General features: G+C 65.4%; 24 protein-coding genes. 9 read left to right on the top strand and 15 right to left on the bottom strand.

Annotated features, from left to right (window positions below; translation table 11 throughout):
• Together AC1RUR_RS02690 and AC1RUR_RS02695 are read right to left on the bottom strand one after the other, a co-directional pair.
• Complete coding sequence (locus tag AC1RUR_RS02690; protein ID WP_492841056.1) at nt 1–1,698, bottom strand: fatty acyl-AMP ligase; 1,698 nt, start codon at nt 1,696–1,698, stop codon at nt 1–3.
• A 25-nt stretch (nt 1,699–1,723) separates the two neighbouring features.
• Complete coding sequence (locus AC1RUR_RS02695; RefSeq protein ID WP_492821383.1) at nt 1,724–1,978, bottom strand: acyl carrier protein; 255 nt, start codon at nt 1,976–1,978, stop codon at nt 1,724–1,726.
• A 219-nt stretch (nt 1,979–2,197) separates the two neighbouring features.
• On the opposite strand from AC1RUR_RS02695, the gene AC1RUR_RS02700 reads away from it, so the two are divergent.
• Nucleotides 2,198–5,386 carry a CHAT domain-containing tetratricopeptide repeat protein gene (locus tag AC1RUR_RS02700; protein WP_492841058.1) on the top strand — a complete coding sequence of 1,063 codons (3,189 nt, stop codon included), beginning with the start codon at nt 2,198–2,200 and terminating at the stop codon, nt 5,384–5,386.
• A gap of 61 nt (nt 5,387–5,447) precedes the next feature.
• On the top strand, nt 5,448–6,710 hold the full coding sequence (locus AC1RUR_RS02705; protein WP_492841060.1) for a hypothetical protein: 1,263 nt from the start codon (nt 5,448–5,450) through the stop codon (nt 6,708–6,710).
• Nucleotides 6,711–6,712: 2 nt separating this feature from the next.
• Here the strand turns inward: AC1RUR_RS02705 and AC1RUR_RS02710 are convergent, their stop codons facing one another.
• Nucleotides 6,713–7,504 carry a L,D-transpeptidase gene (locus AC1RUR_RS02710; protein ID WP_492841062.1) on the bottom strand — a complete coding sequence of 264 codons (792 nt, stop codon included), beginning with the start codon at nt 7,502–7,504 and terminating at the stop codon, nt 6,713–6,715.
• A gap of 343 nt (nt 7,505–7,847) precedes the next feature.
• Here AC1RUR_RS02710 and AC1RUR_RS02715 point away from each other — a divergent pair, with 343 nt between their 5' ends.
• Entirely contained in the window at nt 7,848–8,171 is a 324-nt protein-coding gene (locus AC1RUR_RS02715; protein ID WP_492841064.1) for a hypothetical protein, read from the top strand.
• Nucleotides 8,172–8,223: 52 nt separating this feature from the next.
• Here AC1RUR_RS02715 and AC1RUR_RS02720 read toward each other — a convergent pair whose 3' ends face one another.
• Nucleotides 8,224–8,985 carry an ABC transporter permease gene (locus tag AC1RUR_RS02720; RefSeq protein ID WP_492841065.1) on the bottom strand — a complete coding sequence of 254 codons (762 nt, stop codon included), beginning with the start codon at nt 8,983–8,985 and terminating at the stop codon, nt 8,224–8,226.
• A complete protein-coding gene (locus tag AC1RUR_RS02725) occupies nt 8,982–9,905 on the bottom strand; it encodes an ABC transporter ATP-binding protein (RefSeq protein ID WP_492841067.1) in 924 nt (307 codons plus the stop codon). Before AC1RUR_RS02725 ends, AC1RUR_RS02720 begins: the two co-directional genes overlap by 4 nt.
• A gap of 289 nt (nt 9,906–10,194) precedes the next feature.
• On the opposite strand from AC1RUR_RS02725, the gene AC1RUR_RS02730 reads away from it, so the two are divergent.
• Entirely contained in the window at nt 10,195–10,917 is a 723-nt protein-coding gene (locus AC1RUR_RS02730) for a hypothetical protein (RefSeq protein ID WP_492841069.1), read from the top strand.
• Nucleotides 10,918–10,959: 42 nt separating this feature from the next.
• On the opposite strand, the gene AC1RUR_RS02735 is transcribed toward AC1RUR_RS02730, so the two are convergent.
• Entirely contained in the window at nt 10,960–12,138 is a 1,179-nt protein-coding gene (locus tag AC1RUR_RS02735; protein WP_492841071.1) for a cytochrome P450, read from the bottom strand.
• Nucleotides 12,139–12,157: 19 nt separating this feature from the next.
• Nucleotides 12,158–13,369, bottom strand: a complete 1,212-nt coding sequence (locus tag AC1RUR_RS02740; RefSeq protein WP_492841072.1) for an ABC transporter substrate-binding protein — start codon at nt 13,367–13,369, stop codon at nt 12,158–12,160.
• 159 nt (nt 13,370–13,528) lie between these two features.
• Here AC1RUR_RS02740 and AC1RUR_RS02745 point away from each other — a divergent pair, with 159 nt between their 5' ends.
• The 3 genes from AC1RUR_RS02745 (at nt 13,529) to AC1RUR_RS02755 (ending at nt 16,168) form a co-directional block, all read left to right on the top strand.
• Nucleotides 13,529–13,951, top strand: a complete 423-nt coding sequence (locus AC1RUR_RS02745) for a MarR family winged helix-turn-helix transcriptional regulator (protein WP_492841074.1) — start codon at nt 13,529–13,531, stop codon at nt 13,949–13,951.
• Nucleotides 13,952–14,197: 246 nt separating this feature from the next.
• Entirely contained in the window at nt 14,198–15,049 is an 852-nt protein-coding gene (locus AC1RUR_RS02750; protein WP_492841076.1) for a DUF3313 domain-containing protein, read from the top strand.
• 183 nt (nt 15,050–15,232) lie between these two features.
• Nucleotides 15,233–16,168, top strand: a complete 936-nt coding sequence (locus AC1RUR_RS02755; RefSeq protein WP_492841077.1) for a LysM peptidoglycan-binding domain-containing protein — start codon at nt 15,233–15,235, stop codon at nt 16,166–16,168.
• Between the two features lie 341 nt (nt 16,169–16,509).
• Here the strand turns inward: AC1RUR_RS02755 and AC1RUR_RS02760 are convergent, their stop codons facing one another.
• From AC1RUR_RS02760 to AC1RUR_RS02780, 5 genes are all read right to left on the bottom strand, one after another.
• On the bottom strand, nt 16,510–16,752 hold the full coding sequence (locus tag AC1RUR_RS02760; RefSeq protein WP_492841078.1) for a hypothetical protein: 243 nt from the start codon (nt 16,750–16,752) through the stop codon (nt 16,510–16,512).
• A 26-nt stretch (nt 16,753–16,778) separates the two neighbouring features.
• Nucleotides 16,779–17,096 carry a hypothetical protein gene (locus AC1RUR_RS02765; RefSeq protein ID WP_492841080.1) on the bottom strand — a complete coding sequence of 106 codons (318 nt, stop codon included), beginning with the start codon at nt 17,094–17,096 and terminating at the stop codon, nt 16,779–16,781.
• Nucleotides 17,097–17,217: 121 nt separating this feature from the next.
• Entirely contained in the window at nt 17,218–17,673 is a 456-nt protein-coding gene (gene hspD / locus AC1RUR_RS02770; protein WP_492841081.1) for a small heat shock protein HspD, read from the bottom strand.
• Between the two features lie 247 nt (nt 17,674–17,920).
• On the bottom strand, nt 17,921–18,994 hold the full coding sequence (locus AC1RUR_RS02775) for a tartrate dehydrogenase (RefSeq protein WP_492841082.1): 1,074 nt from the start codon (nt 18,992–18,994) through the stop codon (nt 17,921–17,923).
• A gap of 21 nt (nt 18,995–19,015) precedes the next feature.
• Complete coding sequence (locus AC1RUR_RS02780) at nt 19,016–20,314, bottom strand: MFS transporter (protein ID WP_492841084.1); 1,299 nt, start codon at nt 20,312–20,314, stop codon at nt 19,016–19,018.
• 156 nt (nt 20,315–20,470) lie between these two features.
• Between AC1RUR_RS02780 and AC1RUR_RS02785 the strand changes: the two genes are divergently transcribed.
• Both AC1RUR_RS02785 and AC1RUR_RS02790 read left to right on the top strand, forming a co-directional pair.
• Nucleotides 20,471–21,388, top strand: coding sequence for a LysR substrate-binding domain-containing protein (locus AC1RUR_RS02785; protein ID WP_492841085.1), 918 nt, complete (start codon nt 20,471–20,473; stop codon nt 21,386–21,388).
• Between the two features lie 38 nt (nt 21,389–21,426).
• A complete protein-coding gene (locus tag AC1RUR_RS02790; protein WP_492841584.1) occupies nt 21,427–22,251 on the top strand; it encodes an aspartate dehydrogenase in 825 nt (274 codons plus the stop codon).
• Between the two features lie 136 nt (nt 22,252–22,387).
• Here AC1RUR_RS02790 and AC1RUR_RS02795 read toward each other — a convergent pair whose 3' ends face one another.
• The 3 genes from AC1RUR_RS02795 to AC1RUR_RS02805 all read right to left on the bottom strand — a co-directional run bounded on the left by AC1RUR_RS02795 (nt 22,388) and on the right by AC1RUR_RS02805 (nt 24,804).
• Nucleotides 22,388–23,692, bottom strand: coding sequence for a PQQ-dependent sugar dehydrogenase (locus tag AC1RUR_RS02795; protein ID WP_492841087.1), 1,305 nt, complete (start codon nt 23,690–23,692; stop codon nt 22,388–22,390).
• 133 nt (nt 23,693–23,825) lie between these two features.
• Nucleotides 23,826–24,035 (bottom strand): hypothetical protein, encoded by a 210-nt coding sequence (locus tag AC1RUR_RS02800; protein WP_492841088.1) that lies wholly within the window; start codon nt 24,033–24,035, stop codon nt 23,826–23,828.
• Nucleotides 24,036–24,177: 142 nt separating this feature from the next.
• A complete protein-coding gene (locus tag AC1RUR_RS02805) occupies nt 24,178–24,804 on the bottom strand; it encodes a methyltransferase family protein (RefSeq protein ID WP_492841090.1) in 627 nt (208 codons plus the stop codon).
• Nucleotides 24,805–24,813 lie beyond the last annotated feature (9 nt).

Raw genomic sequence — 24,813 nt, forward strand, 5'->3', positions numbered from 1 at the left:
CTAGCCGATCTCCTCGAACCCGCCATCGAGCCAGAGTTTTCGCGCCAGCTTGCGCTGGATCTTGCCGCTGGTGGTCTTCGGCAGGCGACCTGGGCGGATCAGCGCGATGTGACGTGCGGAGAGCTCGTGGCTGTCGGCAACGGCCTCGCGGATCCGGCCCTTGATCTCTTCGCTGTCGATCGTGTGGCGTGCGGTGCGCTCGACCTCCTGCACGATGACGAGCGCTTCCTCGCCGTTCTCGTCCGGCACCGAGAACGCCGCGCCGCAGTTCTCACGAAGTGCGTCGTCGAGCGACTGCACCGTGCGCTCGATATCCTGCGGATAATGATTGATGCCGCGGATGATGATGAGATCCTTGATCCGCCCGGTGACGAACAATTCACCTGATCCATCGAGGAAGCCGAGATCGCCGGTGCGCAACCACGGTCCGTCCTCGCCGGCGATCTCCGGATTGAGGCTGTCGCGCGTCGCTTCATCATTGCTCCAATAGGCGCGGGCGACATTGGCGCCGGCGACCCAGATCTCGCCGACGCGGTCGGCGGGCAGCCGTTTTCGGTTCTCCGGGTCCACGATCGCGATCCGCTCATCGGTGAGCGCGCGTCCGCAGCCGACAACGATCTGCTCGTCATCGGCACCGGAAGGTGCCTCTGCCGCACGCGCCTGAAGCGCTGTGCGGCTGACGCTGCGCGTGACATGGCCGCGGCCGCGCATCCCGCCGGAAATCAGCAGCGTCGCTTCGGCCATGCCGTAGGCCGGGTACGTCGCGCGTGGATCGAATCCGTGTGGGGCAAAGGTCTCGACAAAGCGCTCGATCGTTTCGGCGCGTACCGGCTCTGCGCCGTTGAGCGCGATCCTGAGCGAGGAGAGATCGATGCCGTCCATCTGGTCGGCGCGATAGCGGCTGACGCAGAGGTCGAAGCCGAAATTCGGGCCGCACGCCACCTCCGCGCGGTAATGCGAGATCGCGCGCAGCCAGCCGAGCGGCCGCTGCATGAACGCATTCGGCGCCATCAGCACGCAGGTCGCGCCGACATAGAGTGCTTGCAGCGCGTTCAGGATCAGTCCCATGTCGTGATAGAGCGGCACCCAGTTGACATAGGTGGATCGCCTGGTGTTGCCGAGCGCAAGCCGGATCATCTCGAGATTGGCGAGCAGATTGGCATGACTCACCATCACGCCCTTGGGCTCCGACGTCGAGCCGGAGGTATATTGCAGGAAGGCGATATCGTCGGGCACCGGTTCGGGCAGATCGGCGATCCCGCCGTCACCGGCGAGATCGACCTCGATCCACCGGATGCTCTCTTGCGCAAAGCGCGCCTGCAGATCGCCGCGGAGCGCGAAGGCTGACGTGGTGAGCGCCAGCGACGGCGTGCAATTGGCGAGGATCGCGAAGCTGGCATCACGCGCGCCGTTTCGCCGTGGCATCATCATCGGCACGGCGATGATACCTGCCATCAGGCAGCCGAAGAACGCCACCAGAAATTCGAGGCCGGGTGGAAACACCAGGATGGCGCGCTCGCCGGGCCGCGCGACTTTGGTGAGGCGCGAGGCGAGCGCCGTTGCGGCGTCATGCAGTTCGCGGAAGGTGAGGGTGGCTTCCTCCGTTCCGCGGTCGGAGAGGAATACATAGGCGCGGTCATCAGCCTGCTCCGCCGCGCGCCGGGCCAGCACAGCCACCAGCGAGCGGAAAGTTTCCATCGGGCTGCGCCGGTTTCAGCCGCCCTCAGGCGGCGGTGCGGATCGCGCGCTTGTCGGCGAGAAATCGCGACAGCGCCTCGACGGTCGGATGGTCGTAAAAGTCGTCGGTCGACAATTCGATGTCGAGCTTCTCCTCAAGTTCCATCATGAGGTAGACGAGCATCGCCGAATCGAGGCCGAGGCGGTTGAACTTTGTGGCGGTGTCGACCCGATCCCTCGAGATTCGTAGGATGTTGGCCAGAGCGGTCACGCAAAAATCCGAAATCTGCTCGCGTGTCATGTCATTTCCCAGAAATAATGGAAAGACAATACGGACGACCCCAAGGTTGTCAATTTGGCGCAAACGCTGCGGCGTTGAAGGTTGGGGACTGTTGCACTCCTGCGTCGCCCGGCTGCTCAGTTCATGCCCAGGCTGGCGTGATTTCCTGCTGTCGACAGGGGCAAGGGCTGCCCGTATCCTCCGAGGATTGCCTTTTGATGCGCGTGACGGGATTTTTGCATGAGCCGCGCCCGCTTGTTTGCCGCTTTGTGCATTGTGGTCCTGATCTCCGGACCGGCTTTCCCGCAGCGCGGCAATGATTTCGATTCGCTGCTCGCGCAGATGAACGCGGCGACGCAGACCGGGCGCTGGGCCGACGGGCTCGCCGCCGCCCAGAAGCTCGAAAACCTGGTGCGCCGCCGGCAGGGTGCCGACAGCATGAACTATGCCGGCGTGCTGCACAACGAGGGCATGTTCCTGCACAATCTCGGCCGCTACCCCGAGGCTGTCGACAAGCTGAATGCGGCGCTCGCCATCAAGCTGCGCAACAACGACGTCGCCTCGACACTACGCACCTCGCACATCCTGGTCGGATCGCTCGGCATGCTCGACCGCCGCGCCGAGGCGACCAATGTGGCCGAACGCGCGCTTGCGCTCGGCACAAGCGCTTTCGGCGCCAATGACGTGCGCCTCGCGGACACGCTGGCCGCGCTCGGCGGCCTGGCGCGAGACAAGGAGAATTTCAAGGAAGCGGCGGGCTATTTCGAGCGGGCGCTCACCGCATTGCAAGTCGCCAATGCGCCGCCTGTCGATGTCGCCTCCGCGATGGACAGTCTCGGCGACGTTTACGGCCTGCTCGGTCGCTTCGACGACGGCGAGCGGCTGCTGAAGCAGGGGCTCGATCTGCTGGACCGCAGCCTCGGCGGAGGCGCCGAGGCCGCGCCGAACTATGACAAGATGCTCAACGACCTCGGCAACCTCTATTCGGACGCGGGCCGCCTGACGGAAGCCGAGGCGGCGATGCGGCGCTCGCTCGCGATCAGCCGGATGCGCAACGGCGAATCGCATCCGAACACCGCGGCGGCCATCGGCAATCTCGCAACCGTGCTCGAGCATGAGGCGCGCTATGCCGAGGCGGAAAGGCTCTACCAGCAGGCGCTTCAGGCTTATGAGCGGATCTACGGTCCCAACCATCCGACCACCGCGATCGGGCTGAACAATCTCGCCAATGCCTATTCGGCCCAGGGCAGGAACGAGGCGGCCGCAGGCCTTCAGGAACGTGTGCTCGCGATCTATGAGAAGGCCTTTGGCCCCGACAGCCCCGATGTCGGGCGCGCCCTGAACAACCTCGCCAACAGCTACGCCAGCCTCGGCCGCAACGATCAGGCGATCGGTCTCTACCGCCGCTCTCTGGCCGTGATCGAGCGCAAGTTCGGTGAAGGCAGCGGTCCGACCGCGCTGGCGATCGGCTCGCTGGGACGGTCCCTGATGGACGCCGGCCAAATGGATGAGGCCAGGCAATATCTCGTCCGCTGCCTCGAGATTGACGAGCGCGGGCTCGGTGGCAAACATCCGCGGCTCGTCAAGGATCTGCGCGCCGTCGCGCTGCTCGATCTCAAGACCGGTAATCTGGCGGACGCCCGCAGCCGGCTCGACCGCGCGCTGGCGATCGCGCAGGACAGGCTCGGTCCGCGTCATCAGGACACCATCGCAACCCTGATCAATCTCGCCGACGTCGATCGCCGCGAAGGCAAATGGCCGGACGCCCTGGCACGGCTGCGGTTGGCAGCCGCCGCGCTCAACGCGCAGCGGACTACGCAATTCACCCGCTTCACCGAGCTCGATCCCTGGCTGATCGAGGCGATCTGGCGCGTGACGGACGGCAGGCCCGACAACGCGGCAAAGGACGAGGCTTTTGGCGCCGCGCAACGCGCGCACGAGACCAGCGCGGGCGCCGCGCTGGCGCAGATGGCGGCGCGGTTCGGCGCCGGCAATGACGCGATCGCAGGGCTGGTGCGACGGCAGCAGGACCTGAAGGCGAGCCTGGCGACACTCGACAAGCGTGTGACCGTGGAGCTTGGACAAGCTGACGGCAAGCGCAACGACGCGCTGATCGCCAGCCTGCGTGCGCAGACGGCGCAGACGCAAAAATCGCTCGATGACGTCACGGCACAGCTCGACCGCAACTTTCCCGCTTATGCCGATCTGTCCAACCCGCAGCCGCTGTCGATCGCACAAACGCAGGGCCTGTTGAAGCCGGACGAGGCGCTGGTGGCGTTCATCGCGCTCAGTGACAAGACCTACGCCTTCGCCGTGACGCGCGAGACGAGTGTGCTACGCCAGATCGCGCTCGGCAGCCGCGAGATAAGCGACCGTGTCGCGCATCTGCGGCAGGGGCTCGCCGATCCGGAGGCGGCCAAGGCGTCGTTCGACCTCGATGCGTCTTTCGAGCTCTACGCCGCGCTGTTCGGTCCGATCTCGGCCGACATCGCCGGCAAGCCGAAACTGTTGATCGTCCCGGTCGGCGCGCTCACCAGCCTGCCGTTTCACGTGCTGGTGACGAAGAAGCCGGACACTGCGTCCGCCGATCGCTATCGGCAGGCGGCGTGGCTGCTCAACGAGCGCGCCATCACGGTGCTGCCGTCGGTGTCGAGCCTGCGCGCGCTGCGGAGCTTTGCCAAGGACTCGCGGGCGCAAAAGCCGTTCATCGGGTTCGGTGATCCCGTGTTTCAGCGCTCGCCGGGTGACAAGCGTGCCGGGCGCAACGTGCAGCCGTATCAGAGCTATTATGACGGCACCGCCGTCGATCTCGATCGGCTGCGCACTGGCCTGCCTGCATTGCCGGAGACGGCAGGCGAGCTCCAGGCCGTGGCGCGCGCGCTCGGCGCGTCGCCGCAGGACGACGTCAAGCTCGGCCCGGCGGCAACCGTGACCAGCGTGAGCACCTTGCCGCTCGATCAGTACCGCGTCGTCGATTTCGCCACCCACGGCCTTGTTGCCGGCGAGGTCAATGGCCTCAGCGAGCCGGCGCTGGTTCTGACGCTGCCCGAAAAGCCAACCAGCGACGACGACGGTTTGCTTACCGCCAGCCGCATCGCCCGGCTCAAGCTCGACGCGGACTGGGCGGTGCTGTCGGCTTGCAACACCGCCGCCGGCGACAGGCCGGGCGCGGAGGGTCTCTCAGGCCTCGCACGCGCGTTCTTCTATGCCGGCGCACGCGCGCTGCTGGTCTCGCACTGGCCGGTGGATTCCGATGCGGCGGTGCGCCTGACAACGGGAGCATTCTCGGAACTCACCGCGCATCCCGGCATCGGCCGCGCCGAGGCATTGCGCCGGTCGATGAAGGCGCTGATCGCCGACCGGTCGTCGCCGCGCAATGCCGATCCGGCGGTGTGGGCGCCGTTCGTGCTGGTCGGCGAGGGTGGTTGACGCCAGCCGCGAAGGGGCGAAACTGATCTTCAAAAGAAGATCGGTTCCGGGAGTGACTCTCATGCGGCTTATCTTCATCGCAGCGATGGCGGTGCTTATGGTTGGGCAGGCGGCAGCCAAGGATGTGCTTTCGGGCGCGAGCCTCTATGAAGATGTGAAGCGCTATGCGTCTTTCGGCCTGCACCGCTTCGGCTCACCCGGCGATCGCGCAACGGCGGACTGGATTGCCGGCGAGATGAGGCAGGCCGGCTTCGAGGTCAGCTTCCAGCCCGTCGTGCTCGGCCGGCAATATGTCGTCGAGCAGGCCAGCGCCGAGGCCGCCGGCACGGCTGTCGAGGCGACGCCGTTCTGGTGGCCGCCGGAGGACAAGGCCAGCTTCCATCTCGCCGCGCCGCTGGCGCGTGATGGCGATGCCGCCGGCAAGGTCCTTTTGCTCGATCTGCCGTTCGATCGCGGCGCCTATCTGGGGCCGACCCACCGTGCGGCGATCACGGAAGCCGCGGCAAGGAAGCCGGCGGCCATCCTGCTGATGATCGGCAATCCCGCCGACGATCGCTTCGCCTACAACGTCACCCAGGAGGATGCGCCCTGGCCGGTGCCGGTGATGGTGGTCGGTGCGAAGTCGCGTGGCGTGTTCGAACGCGCGCTCGCCTCAGGCGCGCCCGTTACCTTCGACGTCAAGGGCCATTACGAGCGCGATGTCGCCGGCCGCAACGTCATCGCCGAGACCGGGGCCGGCCACGGGCCGACCATCGTGGTCTCGACGCCGATGACCGGCTGGTACTCCTGCGTCTGCGAGCGCGGCCCCGGCATCGCCAATTTCCTTGCGCTGGCGCGCACCGTCGCCGCCGAAAAATGGCCGGCCCATGTCGTCTTCATCGCCACCGCAGGCCATGAGATCGGCCATGGCGGCATGGAGCTGTTCCTGAAGCACGGCGCGCCCGCGCCGAAGGACACGCTGGCGTGGATCCATTTCGGCTCGTCGAACGCGTGCTACGCCTTTGCGGAAGGCGCCCGCACCGAGCGGCCCGAGGAGGAGCGCTATCTCGTGCTGAGCAAATCCGCCGTCGCACTGACCGACGAGGCTTTCGCCGGGGTCGCGGCCAAACGCCTGGTGACGGAGAAGCAGGCGGTCGGCGAGTTGCGCGACGTGCACGCGGCGGGCTATGCCAATTTCCTCGGCATGGCCGGCCGCCATCGCACGTTCCACACGCCCTCGGACGATCTCGCCGCGACCGGGCCTGAGATCCTCGAGCCGGTGGCGCGTGCCTTCGTCGACGCTGCGCGAAAGATCGTCGAACGCGGCGACGCCGCGTTCAGATAGCATCAGTTCTGGTAGTAATAGCCGCGCGGCTGATAAACCTGCCGGGGCTGCGGCTGATAATAGGTGCCCTGCTGGCCGTAGCCTTGATTGTAATATTGCTGCTGTTGCGGCTGCTGCTGATAGACCTGCGCGTCATAGAGCGGGCGGCCGGCCGAGCGCGGCGCCGGATAGCGCGCGCCGGTGTCGCTGCCGTCGGCCGGATAGATGTAATTGTCGTCCTGCGGCATGTAGCGGCGGGCGGGCTGCGCCGGCGGTGCGAGGTTCACGGGATCGCCCGTGGTGGCGTACTGCTCCTCGGCCGGCTGCTGCGGGGCGCGCGCGACTGCAGTGTTGTTGCGGCCGCGCGGATTGCGCGCGAGCGCCACCTGCGCCGAGCCGGTCAGCGTCACCGTGGTGTTGAGCACGCCCTGTTGCTGCACCAGCGCGTAGAGCGTCGAGGCGTTCTGGCGCGACAGCCGCACGCAGCCGTGCGACGCCGGCGAGCCGAGTCGGCCGACCGAGTCCGTGCCGTGGATGGCGTGCCCGACCTTGGTGAAGAAGATCGCGTGCGGCATCGGCGCGTCGTCGAATTCCTTGGAGTAGTGGTCCTCTTCCATGCGGAAGGTGCGGAAGGCGCCATTCGGCGTTTCGCGGGAGGGGATGCCGGTCGACACCGGCCAGTGATAGCGCGCGACGCCGTCGACGGCGACGGTCATCTGCTGATTGTCCTTGTCGACGGTGATCTCGACCTTGGCCTGCGCGGTGCCCGCGCTCAAAAGCATCAGGGAGGTGAAAGCGATGAAATATGAACGCATCTGGAAACGCATTTGAGTCCTGAAACGCATTTGAGTCCTGGCCTCCGGCCTGTTCGCGCAGGCGCCGCGGCTCTCCGTCCCCCGGCGTGCACTATGCCTGCAATCCGGCTTTCGTTCCAGCGGCCCGCCTCCCCATCGTTAACGTGATGCCGGACGTAAGCAAGGCCGCTTCGTGCCGCGCCGCCAGCTGCGATGCTGACATTTTCGCGAGCGGACATGCGTTCACGACGCCGACAATTCGTCACAAAGGCGCAACCATTTGGCCGCTCCGAGCGTTGACGATGGCCTACCCTGACGGGCGGTTTTCGCCGCCGTTGACCTCTGTATTCCCTTGGGATCGAAGATGAACAAAGTCCGTATCGCCGCTGCGCCATTGCCGGCCGGTTTGCCTGTCCGCCTGCTTTTCGCCGCCGCCGCCATCCTGCTCGCGCTGATCTTTCTGCCGCAAGCCGGCCATGCCCAGGGCATCGTGCGCGGCGCCCAGGAAGGCGCCCATGAAGGCAATCGCATTGCCGGTCCGGTGGGCGGTGTGGTCGGAGGCGCGGTCGGTGCCGGTGTCGGCGGCGCCGTGGGCGCGGTGGAGGGTGTGTTCGGCATTCCACATCACCGCCATTACCGCTGCCGCGGGTATTATGACGGCTATCATCGCTTCCACTGCTATCGGTGACCTCACCGCCGTCAATTCCGGGTTCGCCCTTCGGGCGCCCCCGGAGTGACAGTCAGTTCTTCAGCCGGTACCCGGTGCGGAAGATCCACCAGATCGCGGCGAGGCAGATCACCAGGAACGCCGTCGTCATGCCGATGCTGACGGCGACGCTGACGTCGGCGATCTCGTAGAAGCTCCAGCGGAAGCCGGAGATCAGATAGACGACCGGGTTGAGCAGCGCCACCGTACGCCAGGTCGGCGGCAGCATGTCGATGGAATAGAAGCTGCCGCCGAGGAAGGTCAGCGGCGTCACCACCAGCATCGGGATCATCTGCAGCTTTTCGAAGCCGTCGGCCCAGATGCCGATGATGAAGCCGAACAGGCTGAACGTCACCGCCGTCAGCACCAGGAAGGTCAGCATCCAGATTGGATGGTGGATATGCAATGGAACGAAGAGGCCGGCCGTTGCCAGGATGATGAGGCCCAGAATGATCGACTTGGTCGCGGCGGCGCCGACATAGCCGAGCACGATCTCGACATAGGAGATCGGCGCCGACAGGATCTCGTAGATCGTGCCGGTGAACTTCGGGAAATAGATGCCGAACGAGGCGTTGGCGATGCTCTGCGTCAGCACCGAGAGCATGATCAGGCCCGGCACGATGAAGGTGCCGTAGCTGACGCCCTCGACCTGGCTGATGCGCGAGCCGATCGCGGCGCCGAACACCACGAAATAGAGCGAGGTCGAAACCACAGGCGAGACGATGCTTTGCAGCAGCGTGCGCCAGGTGCGCGCCATTTCGAACAGATAGATGGCGCGGACAGCGCGATAGTTCATGACGTCCTCACGAGGTCGACGAAGATGTCCTCGAGCGACGATTGGGTCGTGTCGAGATCGTTGAAGCGGATGCCGGCATTGCGCAGGTCGCTGAGCAGGCTGGTGATGCCGGTGCGCTCGCCCTTGGTGTCGTAGTCGTAGACCAGCGTCGCGCCGGAATCGCAGAGGTCGAGCTCGTAATGGCCAAGGCTCTCCGGCAGCACGCTGAGCTTGCTCTGCAAATGCAGCGTCAGCCGCTTCTTGCCGAGCTTCTGCATCAAGGTCGCCTTGTCCTCGACCAGCACGATCTCGCCCTTGTTGATGACGCCGATGCGGTCGGCCATCTCCTCGGCTTCCTCGATGTAGTGCGTGGTCAGGATGATGGTGACGCCGGACTGCTGGAGGGTGCGCACCACCTCCCACATGCCCTTGCGCAGCTCGACGTCGACGCCGGCGGTCGGCTCGTCCAGGAACAGGATCTGCGGCTCGTGGGAGAGCGCTTTCGCGATCATCACGCGGCGCTTCATGCCGCCGGAGAGCGTGATGATCTTGTTGTCCTTCTTGTCCCAGAGCGAGAGGTCCTTCAGCACCTTCTCGATGTGCGCAGGGTTCTTCGGCTTGCCGAACAGGCCGCGGGAGAAGCTCACGGTCGCCCAGACGCTCTCGAAGGCGTCGGTGTGGAGCTCCTGCGGCACCAGGCCGATCAGCGAGCGCGCCTTGCGGTAGGAGGTCTGGATGTCCTCGCCGCCGACGAGGACCTTGCCGTCGCTCGGGTTGGCGATGCCGCAAATGATCGAGATCAGCGTGGTTTTGCCGGCGCCATTGGGGCCGAGCAGCGCAAAAATCTCGCCGCGCTGGATGTCGAGATTGACGTTCTTGAGCGCCTTGAAGCCGGACCCATAGGTCTTCGACAAATTGGCGACGGAAATGATGGAGGACATGATGGCCGCAAGTCTGAGGGCAAAGGCTGGGGAGGGGGGAGGCTGGAACCGGCCGGGCGGGCTGGTCAGCGGAGCCCTGAGATAGGAATGCCCTTGCCCGGTCGCAATTGGCCGGAGAAAAATGGTCCCAAAACAGGCGCTTCGGTGGCAGGTTTCGGGCAAGTGTTGCGCGATGGTCACGTGCTGCGGCTAAGATTGCCGCTCACGCGGCTCTTTGTTGCGTCTGCGAGCAGGCCATGGCTACGATTCCGGCCAATCGCAAAGCGTATTGTTCCCAGGGAATAGATCGATGAGACCGAACGGCCGTCACACCGCCGGCGCCAGCCAGTTGCCCGCCATCCGTGTGTGGGCGATGTGCCTGCTCCTGCTGTCAGCTGTTGCCATGAGCCCGACCACCGCAAAGGCGGCGCCGAGCCAGGCAGCCGCTGCGACCACGCATGTCTACCTGCTGCGCGGCGTGCTCAACATCTTCTCGCTCGGGCTCGACACGATCGGTTCCCGGCTTCAGGCGCAGGGCATTCCGGTGACGGTTGCCAATTTCGTGTCCTGGTCCTCGCTCGCCGATGAGGCCGCGACCGCCTACAAGGCCGGCCGCATCAAGACCATCGTCCTGGTCGGCCATTCCTCGGGCGCGACCGCGCTGCCGGACATGATCGCCAAGCTCAACCAGCTCGGCGTGCCCGTGAAGCTCGCGATCGGCCTCGACTCCGTGTTCAAGACCAAGCTGTCGACCGGCGCCGAGCGCTACATCAACATCTATATCGGCGATGGTCCCGGCGAGCCGGTGCGCGCCGCAAACGGCTTCCGCGGCAAGCTCGACAATGTCGACGTGCGCGGCACCGGCGTCGGCCACATCTCGATCGACAAGAACGAGGCGATCCAGCGCCGCGTCATCGCCGAGATCGACGCCGCGATCATGCGCTCGCGTGCGCCGGCGGCGCCGGTTGCTGCCGAGCCGGGCACACCCCGGCAGGCGCGCTCGGCCGCGGCCACGGCACCGCCGCGGAACTGAGCGCGTCGCTCCCGTCGGGATCCCGGACCCGCCTGATGCAGCCTAGCAGGCGGTCACGCGGACCGGCATGGTCTCCAGCCCGCGCAGGGAATTGTTGAGCCTGCGTCGCGGCTCCCCCACAAGCTCGATCGTCTTCACACGCCTCGCAAGCTCGCTGAAGATCAATTCACCCTCCAGGCGTGCGATCATCTGGCCGACGCAGGCGTGAATGCCGGCGCCGAAGCCGACATGCCCCGTCGCAACCCGTTCCACCTCGAAACGGTCCGGCTTGTCCCATCGTGCGGGATCGCGATTGGCGGAGGCCATGAACAGCAGCACCTTGCGGTGCGCCGGGATCACGCCGCCGTCGGTCTCGACGTCGCGCGAGGTGGTGCGAAAGAACGTCTGCACCGGTGAATCGTAGCGCAGGCCTTCCTCGAAGGCGTTGCGCGCCAGCTCCGGCTTGTGGTGGAGCTTGCGGTATTCATCCGGGTGCGTGGCGAGCGCGAGCAGGGTATTGCCGATGCCGTTGACCGTGGTGTCGATCCCGGCGGTGAGAAACGGCCGCACCAGATGGGTGGCTTCGTGCTCGCTGATCTCGCCTTCGTCGGCCGCCTGGTAGATCATCATGCCGAGCCCGTCGGGCTGCAGCGCATCTCGCGCGCAACATTCCATGATCCAGCTCTGCGCCGCGAGCCCCGCTTGCCGTGATGCCGCCAGCTGATCGTTCTCGGGACCAAAACTGTCGAACACGAAGGTGCTCCAGGCCAGCAGCTTATCGCGGCCGTCCGGCCGGATGCCGATCGCATCCGGAAACACCTTCATCGGATAGGCTTCGGCGAGATCGGCCACGGCATCGAACGTGCCTCTGTCGAGCAGCTCCGAAATCTTCTTCTCCGCCTCCTGCTGAAACGTCTCGCGCAGCCGCCGCGCAACGCCCGGCGACAGCGTGCGGCCGAGGACCCGCCGCCCCTTGTCGTGCTCCGGAGGATCGATCTGAAGCGTCAGCGGTCTCGGCAGGGCAGGGTTCATCCCGTTGAGGCCGACCCCTTCGCCGCTGATGAATGTCTTCCAGTCCTTCAGCGCCGCCTCGACCCCGGCATAGCCCGCCATGGCCCACACGTCGTAACGCTCGAGCTTGAACACCGGCCCGAGCGCGCGTAGCGCTTCATAGGCGGGGTAGGGATCGGCCAGGAAATCAGGCGCAAACGGATCGGCCTGGCTGCATGCGATGCCGGTCATCGTGAACTCCCGAAGCTGCTCATGGACTGGAAAGCGCACACTTGCCGTCGCCCTCCGGCCGGAACGCATCCTCACCCTTGATCGTGCCGGCGACCTTCAACAGGTCCCAGGCCGCGGTCGATTCCTCCGGCGCCTTGACCTGGAGCAGGTAGAGCGGATGGATCTTGCGACCGTCCTTGCGGATGTAACCCTTGCCGAACAGCGCATCGTCGGTGGGCAGGTCCTTCATCACGGCCACGACCGCCTTGCCGTCCTTGGCGCCGCCGGCCTTGTCGACCGCCTTGAGATAGTGAATGACCGACGCGTAGACGCCGGCCTGCATGTCGTTCGGATAGGCCTTCGACGGAATGCGTTCGGCGAAGCGTTTGGCGAAAGCGCGCGTGCCGTCGTTCAGATCCCAGTAGAACGGGTTCATGATCTGCGCGCCCTGCGCGAACTTCAGCCCGAGCGCGGGAAGGCCGTTCATGCCCAGGATCAGTCCGACGAGCTTGTGGTCCTTGGTCAGCCCGAACTCGGCGGCTTGCTTCATCGACGTGATGGTATCGTCCCCGGCATTGGCGAAGCCGATGACGTTTGCGCCCGAAGCTTGGGCCTGGAGCAGGAAAGAGGCGTAATCGGCCGTTCCCAGCGGATGTCGCACACTGCCGAGCACTTCGCCGCCGGAGGCTTTCACGGCCTCCGCGGCCTGCTTTTCCAGATCATGACCGAAGGCATAGTCGGCCGTGATGAAGAACCACTTCTTGCCGCCCTGCTGGACGATCGCCTTGCCGAGGCCGCGCCCATAGGCATAGGTGTCGTAGGTCCAGTGGATGGTGTTTGGCGTGCACTTCTCGCCGGTCAGCAGCACCGTTCCGGCGCCCGATCCGACGAAGACCTTGTTCTTCTCGGCGCTCATGCCGGCCACCGCGAGCGCGATCGACGAGTTCGGAATGTCGAAGATCGCATCGACGCCGTCGTTCTCGTACCAGCGTCGCGCAATGCCGATCCCGATATCGGTCTTGTTCTGGTGATCGGCCGCGACGACCTCGACAGGCTTGCCGGCGGCCTTTCCGCCATAATCCTCGACCGCCATCTTGGCGGCGACGACCGAGCCGATGCCCTGATAGCTCGCGAACGGGCCCGACTGGTCGTTCAGGATGCCGATCTTCACCACATCCTGGGCAAATGCCGGCGCCGCGGCGGCCAGCATCACGGCCGAAATGCATAATTTATGCAGGAATTTGCTGTTCATTGTGTCCCTCCCAAGCGCGGTCTTGGTGCCGCTGAATTATAGTTATATTTTATAGCTATTTTGCGGAGTGTCAATTCGGTGGACGTTTGGCCGCCGCGGTTTGAGGATCATGAGCCCGTGAAACCCGCAGTGAAGTCCGGCCGGCAGCCGGAGAAATCGTTGGATCTGAAAGCGCTCCAGCGCACGCCCGGCTTCATGCTGCGGCTGGCGCAGCTGAAGTTCTTCGAAGGCTTTTATGAAGAGTTCGCCGCATTGGGGCTGACGCCCGCGACCTATGCGATTTTCGCCGTCATTCGTGACAATCCCGGCGTTCCCCCGAGCAGCCTCGCCAGCCTGCTTCGGCTGCGCCTGCCGAACCTGATCAAGATCCTGAACGAGCTCGAATCGTCCGGCTTCATCAAGCGCAACCGCTCGAAGTCGGATCGTCGCGCCGTCGAGCTCATGCTCACGCCAAAGGGCGCGAAGATCATTCAGGAGGGGACGAGGCTCACGGAGCCCTATAACCGGAAGATGCTGGCCCCGCTCACCGAGGCCGAGCAGCGCACCTTGCTCGAACTGCTGAACCGGATGCTGCCGCTCTAGGCCAGGCCGCAGCGAACGGGGATCGCGATCGGCAATGTGCCGAGTTCTCAATGCGCGCGTCTTCCCCCGTGGACGCTCGATCCGGCAACAATCCAGCAACATTTCGTCATGAGAACATCAAGATTAAAGAGTTCCCTCTCGTCACGTTGACGCGCGACTGGGGGCGAGAGAGTGACTGCCGGAGTAATCTCTCCAATGGATTGTCTCGACGCGCGCCGGGCCAGGCGCTTGCGATGGGCGGTCCTGATGTCTGTCGCGCTTGCGCTCGGGGGATGCGCGACCGCGCCGCTTGAACGCGCCGGCTCGCTCAGGAGCTACGACCGGATGTCGGACGCGAACGGGCTGATGACGCGATCGCAGATCCGCGTGAACAAGCAGGACGTGCTGGCGGCGAAAACAATCCGGATTGCATCGACAGTCTTTCCCGCGCGCGGCGATGTCCCCTTGAATGAAAAGGAGCGGCGTCTCGTCGCCAACGCCATCAGCCGCGAACTTTGTCTCCGCTTGAGCGAACGCTTCCGCATCGTTGCCGCCGATGACGACGCGGACCTCACCGTGCAGGCGACGGTGACTCATGCGGCGCCGACCAACCCGACCGCCGCCGGCGCATCCCGGGCCCTGTCGATCGCCAAGACCGTTGCGCTTCCCGCCGTGCCTGTGCCCGTGCCCAGGCTTCCGGTCGGGCTCGGCAGTCTGTCGGTCGAGGCGGAAGCGCGCGACTTCGCCGGATTTCAGAAGGCGGCCATGGTCTGGGCGCGCGGCGCCAATTCGATCACGAATTCTGCGCGGCTCGCCAACGAGGGGGACGCCTACGATCTCGCGGCCGATTTCGGCGCCGACTTTGCCAAGCTGGTTGCGACCGGAGAGTCGCCGTTCGGCGGCGTTCCTGCGCTGCCTCCGATGGAAAGCATTCCCGTGCGCCTCGGCGGCGCGCCCAAATATGTCGCGTGCGAGGCGTTCGGACGGTTTCCAGGCGTGACCGGCTTCGCGGGACAGGGGCTCGGCCTGCCGCCTGCATGGACGGATTCCGGCGCCAAGGACGGTCCGCCCCCGGCCCCGGCGCCCGAGGTGAATTCAGAGCAGACACTGACGCAATGACGTCGATGCGTTGTTGGCCGCTTTCCGCGTGGCGACCGTGCTCGACGCCTGCGCAGCCGACCTGCCACGGTCGCGGGCTCCTTGGTCTCCAGAGCCCGGTTCCGTGCCCCAAATTCCACCCAATCGGTGGTCACTAAGCGCCTTGGGAAGGCGGCGGCCTTCCATCGTGGGACTGTTGGACTGATGATTGATTTGAGGCGACTAGTCGTGCTGGCAGCGGTCGCGCTGCTCGCCTTGAGCACCGGCACGGCCGTTGCCTCACCCGCCAAGTCAAAGCCTGCAGCGGTCGCACCCGTCGCTCCGCCGCCACCTCCACCGGCCGAGCCGCTGCCGCCGCCGAAAATCTATCTGTTCCGCGGCGCCATGGGGCCGATCTTCTCGACCGGCATGGATCGGCTCGAAGAGAAGCTGACGAAGGCCGGCTTCTCGGCCAACGTCTATGAGTTCACCATCTGCCGGTGGATCGGCGACCGTGCCATCGCCAGCTACAAGGAAAGCCCGGCGCCGATCGTGCTGATCGGCCACTCCATGGGCGGGTTGTGCTCGATCGTCATCTCGGAGATGGCGGCCAAGGAGAATATCCCGATCAGCCTCGTCATCGCCATCGATCCTGCGCATGCGACCGGCGACGTGCCGCTCAATGTCGAGCGCTTCATCAACATCTTCCTGTCCGACAGCGTGCTGGGCGGTGGCGATGTCGTGGCGGTGCCCGGCTATCGCGGCCATTACGCGAGCTACGACCTCAAGGAGAACAGCCGCGTCTCGCATATCAACATCGAGAAGTCCGACGACATCCATCGCCAGATCGTCGAGATGGTGACGCAGTTGCCGCGGATTCAGGCGCAGACCCAGGCCGATGCCGTGCCGCTGCGCTATGTCGTGCCGGCGAATACGCTGGTGGAATTGTGGGACTCCGGCGTGCGGGTGCCGGTACGCCGCGGCGACACCATGGAGAGCATCGCCGCGGCCAATCGCGTGCCGCTGTGGTCGCTTGCGCAGAGCAACTCGCTTGCGGAAAATGCGCCGCTCACGCCCGGCCAGTCCATCATCGTCCCCCGCCACCTGACGCCGCCCGAGCCGGCGGCCGCGATGGCAACGCCGCCGCCGGCGCGGCGGTAGGCCGTCAGGAGCGGAGATGGCCGGCACGGGCATTGCCTGACGCCGAGCGTCGGCTCCGTACCTCGTCTCGTCATTCGCGCATCTGCTGCCGCGGCAGCCACCTTGATGCTGGCGTCGCCGAGGAGGAGCGCGCCATGGCGGAGGCTTGGCTCGCCGGCCGATAGGGCGCGGCGAGAAGCATCAAGAACAATGCCCTTTCAGCCGCATATTTCGCCGCAGGCCGGTTGTTTTCGGACCCATGCATGACGAGGTGTCCTTCCGTCGTGCAGACGCGCCACCGCCATGTCCTTCGCCGGTATCTCCTCAAGAACATTTCGAATGTCGGGAGGTTGTCGGACATGTCAATTCGCCGCGGCAGCTTGCGTCATGAGCGTGGTTGCGTTCCGGATCGGCCTCTTTGGAGGTCGAAGGGCGAGGGGAAACGCGGAGGCTGCGAGCTTCTCGATCGCGCGGCGCTCCTCGGACAGGCGCCTCTCGATGAACCGCCGCTCGACCTCCGTCAGTTTGGTCTCGAGCAACCGTTGGTAACGGCCGATGTTGTTGCGGTGTGCGCGCAACAACGCCAGATCTTCATCCATCATCATCGCAATCCCCCTTGAGCCGTCGTTGCCTAGGCTGCGAGACCGGTTCGCAAGATGGATCGCGTGCGGACCGGCTTGCCACCCGGAGGGCCCTTTGGATGGTGGTCCAGCGTCGCGAGCGCTTCCAGAATCTCGTCGATGGGGACGGGCTGGTCCGAGCCCGGCAGTTCTCTGAGCGCCGGGTTTGAGGCAACGCTGGCGGCGTCCGAAGCCCAGGACGCCAGGATCGCGCGCTTCTCGCCGATCGACAGAGCCGGATCCGCGACGACGTCGCGAGGATGATCGTAGACAGAGCCGGGGTGCAGTATCGCGTTCAGGTCGATGATGTTGTCAGCATGATCGATCATGAGAGGTCCTCCTTCTCCTTTCGCTAAAACCTCTGGTTTGCATCGGGGGGTACGCGGTCGAAGGCAGGGTCGATCCCGCCCGACGATCAGGCGGGATCACCAGGTCTCCGACGAGCGAAAATCAGGCGGCTTTGCTCTCGAGCTGATGCACGGTGCCCGACGATGCGCCGTTGATGGCGATGCGCCGCGGCTTCATGGCTTCGGGGATTTCCCGGATCAGCTCGATCTTCAGCAGACCGTTCTCGAATGACGCGCTCCGCACCTGAACGTAGTCGGCAAGGTTGAACTGCCGCTTGAACGGCCGTGCGGAAATGCCCCGATAGAGATATTCGCGCTCGGCCTTGTCGGCCTTGTTTCCCTCGACGGTCACCGCGTTCTGCTCGGCAGTCACCGAAACCTCGTCCGGCGAAAAGCCCGCGATCGCAAGCGAGATCTGGTAGCGGTCCTCGCCGACGCGTTCGATGTTGTAGGGGGGATAATTGTCCTCGCCGGCACGCTGTGCCGTCTCTACGAGGTCGAAAAGGCGGTCGAAGCCAATGGTCGAACGCCACAGGGGAGAGAAGTCGTAAGTGCGCATAGCCAGATCCTCCAAGGAGCAAAATGGATACGAGCGGCACCGGACACGACCGGTGCCCGTCTCAGTCTTTCCCGACCCATCAGGCGCCGGGAACGCCACCTCTCGGCGGCATCGGAAAAATAAAAAAACTCGTTTTTGGTTTCAAGAGGGGAGGTCAAGAATTTTTAGAACCACCTGCGCCACCTGAGAGAACCGGCGCCCCCTGAACCAAAAAGGGACGCCGTACCAGGCGGTGCTGTTCGGCCTTCTACACATTCGATCCGTGAATCGCGTCGATCACGGCATCCGTGACTTCCTTCGTCGTCGCCTTGCCGCCGACGTCGGGCGTCAGCACGCCGGCTGCGCAGACGCGCTCGACGGCCGCCATCAGCCGTACCGCGGCGTCCTTCTCGCCGAGATGCTCGAGCATCTGCGCGCCGGTCCAGAAGGTCGCGACCGGGTTGGCGATGCCCTTGCCGGTGATGTCGAAGGCCGAGCCGTGGATCGGCTCGAACATCGAGGGGAAGCGGCGTTGCGGATCGATGTTGCCGGTCGGCGCGACGCCGAGGCTTCCGGCGAGCGCGCCGGCGAGGTCGGAGAGGATGTCGGCGTGGAGGTTGGTCGCCACGATGGTGTCGAGGCTCTTCGGATGCAGGGTCATGCGCACGGTCATGGCGTCGACCAGCATCTTGTCCCAGGTCACATCGGGGAATTCGGTCGCGACTTCGGCTGCGATCTCGTCCCACATCACCATGCCATGGCGCTGCGCGTTCGACTTGGTCACGACCGTCAGGAACTTGCGCGGACGTGACTGCGCGAGCTGGAAGGCATAGCGCATGATCCGCGTCACGCCGACGCGGGTGAAGACCGCAACCTCGGTGCCGACCTCTTCCGGCAGCCCCCTGTGGGCGCGACCGCCCATGCCGGCATATTCGCCCTCCGAATTCTCGCGCACGATCACCCAGTCGAGATCGCCGACGCCGACATTGCGCAGCGGCGAGGCGACACCCGGCAAAATCCTGGTCGGCCGCACATTGGCGTATTGGTCAAAGCCCTGGCAGATCGGCAGCCGCAGGCCCCACAGCGTGATGTGGTCGGGCACGTCGGGGGCGCCGACCGCGCCGAAATAGATCGCGTCGAACTTCTTCAGTTCAGCAAGACCATCGGCCGGCATCATCACGCCGTGCTTCTTGTAATAGTCCGAGCCCCAGTCGAAGGTTTTGACGTTGAAGGCGAGGTCGCCGCTGCGTTTTGCGAGAGCCTCTAGCACACGGACCCCGGCCGAGATGACCTCGGGGCCGATGCCGTCGGCGGGAATGGCTGCGATCGAATGGGTGCGCATGAAGATGCTCCGTGTGGGATGTCAGCGGGATTGCGGGACGGGTTCGGCGGGCGCGGTCTGCGCGCGCGACAATAGCAGGGTCAGGACCGCGGAGAGAACGAGCAGACCGCTGACGAAATAGAGCCCGCCGACGAAACTGCCGGTCTGGTCCTTGATCCAGCCGATCATGGCGGGCCCGACGAAGCCGCCGAGATTGCCGATCGAGTTGATGGTGGCGATGCCGGCTGCGGCCGCCGGACCGGACAGGAACAGCGTCGGCATGCTCCAGAGCGGCGGCTTGGCCGAGGAGATGCCGATGTTCACCAGCGCCAGCGCGACCAGCACGGCGACGACGCCGGTCGCAAGGCCGGCAGAGGCAAGGCCGGCGGCGGCGATCAGGCAGGCCCAGACGACATGCCAGGTGCGCTCGCCGGTGCGGTCCGAATGCCGCGCCCACAGCACCATGGCGACGACGGCCGCGGTCGCCGGCAGCGCATTGAGGAAGCCGACCTGGAGCGAGGACAGGCCGAACTGCTTGATGATCTGCGGCGCCCAGACGCCGAGCGTGTAGAGGCCGGCCGAGGTGCCGAAATAGATCAGCGACAGCGCCAGCACGCGCGGATCGGCAAGCCCGCGCCAGATGCTGTGGCTCGCGGTCGCGGCCTTGCTGGTGGTCTCCACGTGCATGGTCTCGATCAGCCAGCGGCGCTCGTCATCCGCGAGCCATTTCGCCTTCTCGGGACGATCGGTCAGGAAGCCGAGCACGACGAAGCCGAGCAGCACGGCCGGCAGCGCCTCCAGCACGAACAGCCATTGCCAGCCCTTGAAGCCGAACATTCCGTCCATCTCCAGCAGCGCGCCCGAGATCGGCGAGCCCAGCACGGTCGAGAGCGGTGCTGCCGCCATGAACAGCGCCGTCACCGCGGCGCGCTGGCGCGCCGGGAACCAGTAGGAGAGATAGAGGATGATGCCGGGAAAGAAGCCGGCTTCGGCGACGCCGAGCAGGAAGCGCAGGATGTAGAAGCTGGTCGGCCCTTGCACGAACGCCATCGCCGCCGACACGATGCCCCAGGTGATCATCACCCGCGCGATCCAGATCCGCGCGCCGATCTTGTGCAGGATGATGTTGGAGGGCACTTCGAACAGGAAATAGCCCCAGAAGAAGATGCCGGCGCCAAAGCCGTAGACTGCCGGCGACAGGCCGATGTCCTTGTTCATCGTCAGCGAGGCGAAGCCGATATTGACGCGGTCGATGAAGGCCACGAAGTAGAGCAGCATGATGAAGGGAACGATGCGCCAGGTAATCTTGCGCAGTACGCGCGTCTGAATCTCGCTCGTCATCCTCGCCTCCCTCGGTTCCGGCTTGTTGTTGTGTCGGCGGACCCGGAGGTCCATGCCGGCAGCGAGCCTAGGCGGGGGGAGGAGGCATACTCAATTGGCGCTGGTTTATACAAAAAAATGATATAATCATCGCGGGGCGAGACAAGAGGATCCGGGATGGAATTGCATCAGTTGCGATGCTTCGTGGCGGCGGCCGAGCAATTGCATTTCGGCCATGCGGCGCAGCAGCTCCGGATGCTGCCCTCCGCACTTGGCCGGCAGATCAGGCTCTTGGAAGAGGATCTGGGCGCGCGGCTGTTCGCGCGGACGACGCGCGCCGTCTCGCTCACGGAAGACGGCGCGACGCTGCTGCGCGACGCCCGCGCGATCCTCGCCAAGGTCGAGGCGGTCGAGAATAATTTGCGCAACCGCTCGCGTGCGGGCGCTGCCCGGCGGCTCCGGGTCGGCGCCATCGACAGCGCGGCGGCGGGATTGCTGCCGGCGCTGCTGCGCGATTTCCGTGACAAGCATCCTGATATCGCGGTCCAGCTTCTGGAGGACAAGACGGTCCGGCTACTGCCAAAGATTTTGACCGGCGCGCTCGATCTCGCCTTCGTCCGTCCGCCCGACAGTGCCGACAAGCGGCTCGAATTCCGCGATCTGCTCCAGGAGACCGCCATCGTGGCGTTCCCGCAGCGGCATGCGCTGGCGGATCGCAAGTCGATCACGCTGGCGCAGATCGCCGACGAGGCCATGCTGGTGCCGGACCGCCGCTCGCGGCCGCACAGCCACGACCTCACCATCAAGCTGTTCGAGCAGGCCGGATTGACGCCGCACATCGTGCAGGTCGCCGACGAGAAGCAGACCATCATCCATCTGGTGGCGACGAAGCTCGGCGTCGCGATCGTGCCGCGCTGGACCACGCGAATGGCGGTGACGGGCGTGCGCTTCGTGCCGCTCCGGCCCAAGCAGAGCGGCCCGGTCGGCCGGCTGCCGCTCGCCGCCGCCTGGCTGCGCGGCTCGCGCGATCCGGCCCGCGATGCCATGCTGGCGGTGCTCGAGGCGCGCCTGCGCAGCTATGCGCGCGAGGCCTGAGCGGCTATGACATTGGCGTCGATAGGAGGTGGAAGATGATGACGGATCAGAAAGCTTCGAGCGAATTGCGGGTGGCCATCGCGGGCCTGGGCTCGATCGGCACCAGAATCGCGACCGCGCTCGATCAGGGCATCGAGGGACTGACGCTGTCCGCCGTTGCCGTGCGCGATCCCGCCAAGCATCAGGCCTTCCTCAACGGCCTGCGTCGCCCGCCCTCCGTACTGCCGATCGACCGGCTCGGCGAGGCCGCCGACATCGTGGTCGAGTGTGCACCGAGCAGCCAGCTGCGCGCGATCGTCGAGCCGGCGGTGACACGCGGCAGGGCCGCGGTCGTGGTCAGCGTCGGCGGTCTGCTCGACAATTTTGATCTGGTCGATCTTGCCCGCGCCAATGGCGGCCGCATCATCGTGCCGACCGGGGCGCTGATCGGGCTCGATGCCGTCAACGCCGCGGCCATCGGCACCATCCATTCGGTGAAGATGGTGACGCGCAAGCCGATCGACGGGTTGCAAGGCGCACCCTTCATCGTCCAGAACAATATCGACATTGGCAATCTGCGCGAGCCGCTGAAGCTGTTCGAGGGCACCGCGCGCGAGGCCGCCAAGGGTTTCCCGGCCAATCTCAACGTCGCGGTGGCGCTGTCGCTCGCGGGCATCGGGCCCGATCGCACCTCGGTGCAGATCTGGGCGGACCCGACCGTGACCCGCAACGTTCACCGCATCGAGGTCGAGGCGGATTCGGCGCGCTTCTCGATGTCGATCGAGAACATCCCGTCCGAAAATCCCAAGACGGGGCTGATCACCGCGCTGTCCGTGATCGCGCTGCTGCGGAAGCAGCGCGCCACGTTGTGCGTCGGGACGTGATGGGTTGAGGCTCTATGGCCAGACGGCGATGCGCTCTATCACCGTCACCCTGAGGTGCTCGCCTTTTCGGCGAGCCTCGAAGGATGACGGAATGCATATGAGATCGCCCGTGGCGATCTCAGCACATTTCTTACTATTAAGCCCCCGTCACGCGCCAGATCACGTTGCCGACGTCGTCGGCCATCAGCAGCGACTTCTTGTCGGGGCCGATCGCGACGCCGACCGGGCGGCCGTAGGATTCCTTCTCGTCCGGGGACAGGAAGCCCGACAGGATGTCGCGACCGGGGCCCGAGGGCTTGCCGTTCTCGAACGGGATGAACACCAGCTTGTAGCCTGAGAGCTTGCTGCGATTCCACGAGCCGTGCTGGCCGATCACCATGCCGTCGGGGAAGCCGGGCAGCGTGCCTGCCGGCATCCAGCACAGGCCGAGCGAAGCGGTGTGGCCGCCGAGCGCGTAGTCGGGTTGAAGCGCCTTGGCGACCATCGCCGGATCCTGCGGCACGCGGTCGTCCACCGTCTTGCCCCAGTAGCAATAGGGCCAGCCGTAGAAGCCGCCGTCGCGCACCGAGGTGAGATAATCCGGCGGCGTCTCGTCGCCGAGGCCGTCGCGCTCGTTGACGACGGTCCAGAGCACATTCGTGTTCGGCTCCCACGCAAGTCCCACCGGATTGCGCAGGCCGGCGCCAAAAATGCGATGCGTGCCGGCGGCAAGATCGAGCTCGTAAACTGCGGCGCGGCCTTGCTCGACCTCCATGCCCATCTCGGCGATGTTGCTGAGCGAGCCGACACCGGCATAGAGTTTTTTGCCGTCGGGGCTGGCCAGAAGACTGCGGGTCCAGTGGCCGCTCGGCTTGAAATTGGTGAGCCGCTTGCCCGGTGCGGTGATGCGGTCGGCATTGGCGACGTAAGGAAATGCCATCACGCCGTCGGTATTGCCGACATAGAAGGTGTCGCCGACCAGCGCCATGCCGAAGGGCTGGCTGAGATTCTCCATGAAGGCGCCGCGGACTTCGGCGACGCCGTCGCCGTCCTTGTCGCGCAGCAGCGTGATGCGGTTGGCGGAAACGCCGAGGGCCGCGGCGCGCCGCATCGTCGCCTGCATCGCGTAATGGAACACGCTCCGCGGCGCGCCCGCGATCTGCGTTGCTTCCGCAATCAGCACGTCGCCATTGGGCAGCACCTCGATCCAGCGCGGATGGTCGAGGCCGGTCGCGAACGCATTGACCTTGAGCCCGGGTGCGACCGTCGGCGTCTGGCCCTCGCTCCAGCCGCGCGCGGTCGGCATCTTCAGGGTCGGCAGAGCCCCTTGCGGCTTCGCCTCAGGGATAGCCGGCGCCTGGCCCCAGGCCGGTGCAGGCGTGGTGCCTGACAGCTTTCGCCATTGCAGCGCGATGCCGCCGATGAACGCGACGAACTGCGCAAAGATGCTGGAAAAAGTCATGAGAGGCCCCCGTGTGCGCGCGCATCCAACTGGCTGAACGGGCACACGTCAACCTGTGCGGCGCGCCGGCCGGGCCTATTCCAGTGGAATGGCAGCCGATCGAATTTGCATGGCAGAGTGGGGTGTCCGCGGATCAGCGGCCGATCTGCCGCTCCAGCCGCCGTGCCGTACGAAAATCATCGAGGTGATGGATGTTCGGCGTCAGCGCGGCTTCCTTGGACAGGAGATGATAGACCCGCGCCACCGTGCGCTGCTTCTGCTTCGGTCGTCCCGGCGGCAGCGCCCGCGCCTTGCGCGCGGCGGCAATGGCGTGCTCGCGAAAATAATCGTAGGCGTCCGACATGGCTCGATGCTCTGCGCTCAGTGCAGGTGTCGAGGGGATAACGGGCTTGGGGAGGGGCGGTTCCTGGCAAAGGCGCGCTGCCTCCATGACGTCGTCCTGGCTTTCGCCAGGACGACGTCGGAGGATATAGCGGCTTGTTACATCACTGCGGCGACAGGAACGGGATGATCATCGGCACGCGGCGGCAATAGGCGCCGTAGGCGTCTTCGCCGAGCTCCTTCGACAGGAACACCTCTTCCATCCGGCCCTTCTGCCACATGCCGAGCGAGATCAGGATGGCGCCGAGGATCGTCGTCACCAGGCCGATCGCAACGCCGGTCACCAGCATGCCGAAGATCAGCCCGGTGTAGATCGGGTGGCGGACGATGCCATAGGGGCCGGTGTCGATGACGCGGTGATCTTCCTTGTGGGTGATGGTGTTGGACCAGAACTTTCCGAGATGCAGCCGGCCCCACCAGGCGAAGGCGATGCCGACGACCGAGAGGACGGCGGCAATGATGATGCCGGTGTTGCCGAGCACCCAGAGCGGCTTCCAGCCCAGGATCTCCGCAATCCAAGGCGTGTACAGGATGCCGCCGACCAGGATTGGCAGGCGATAGCGCTGCGACTCGAGTGTCATGACCTGCTTCTTGGTCTGCCCCTGCCAGAACGAGGCGCCCACCCAGCTGGCGAGAAAGGCGAGCCAGATCAGGGCCAGGAGTTCAGTCGGCCAGGTCGTGGTCCAGCCACCCCAGGCGACAGAGAGAAGCTTGCTGAAATCGAAGGACATGAAGGTTCT

It is taken from the genome of Bradyrhizobium sp. GW821-FHT12B03, from assembly GCF_058807535.1.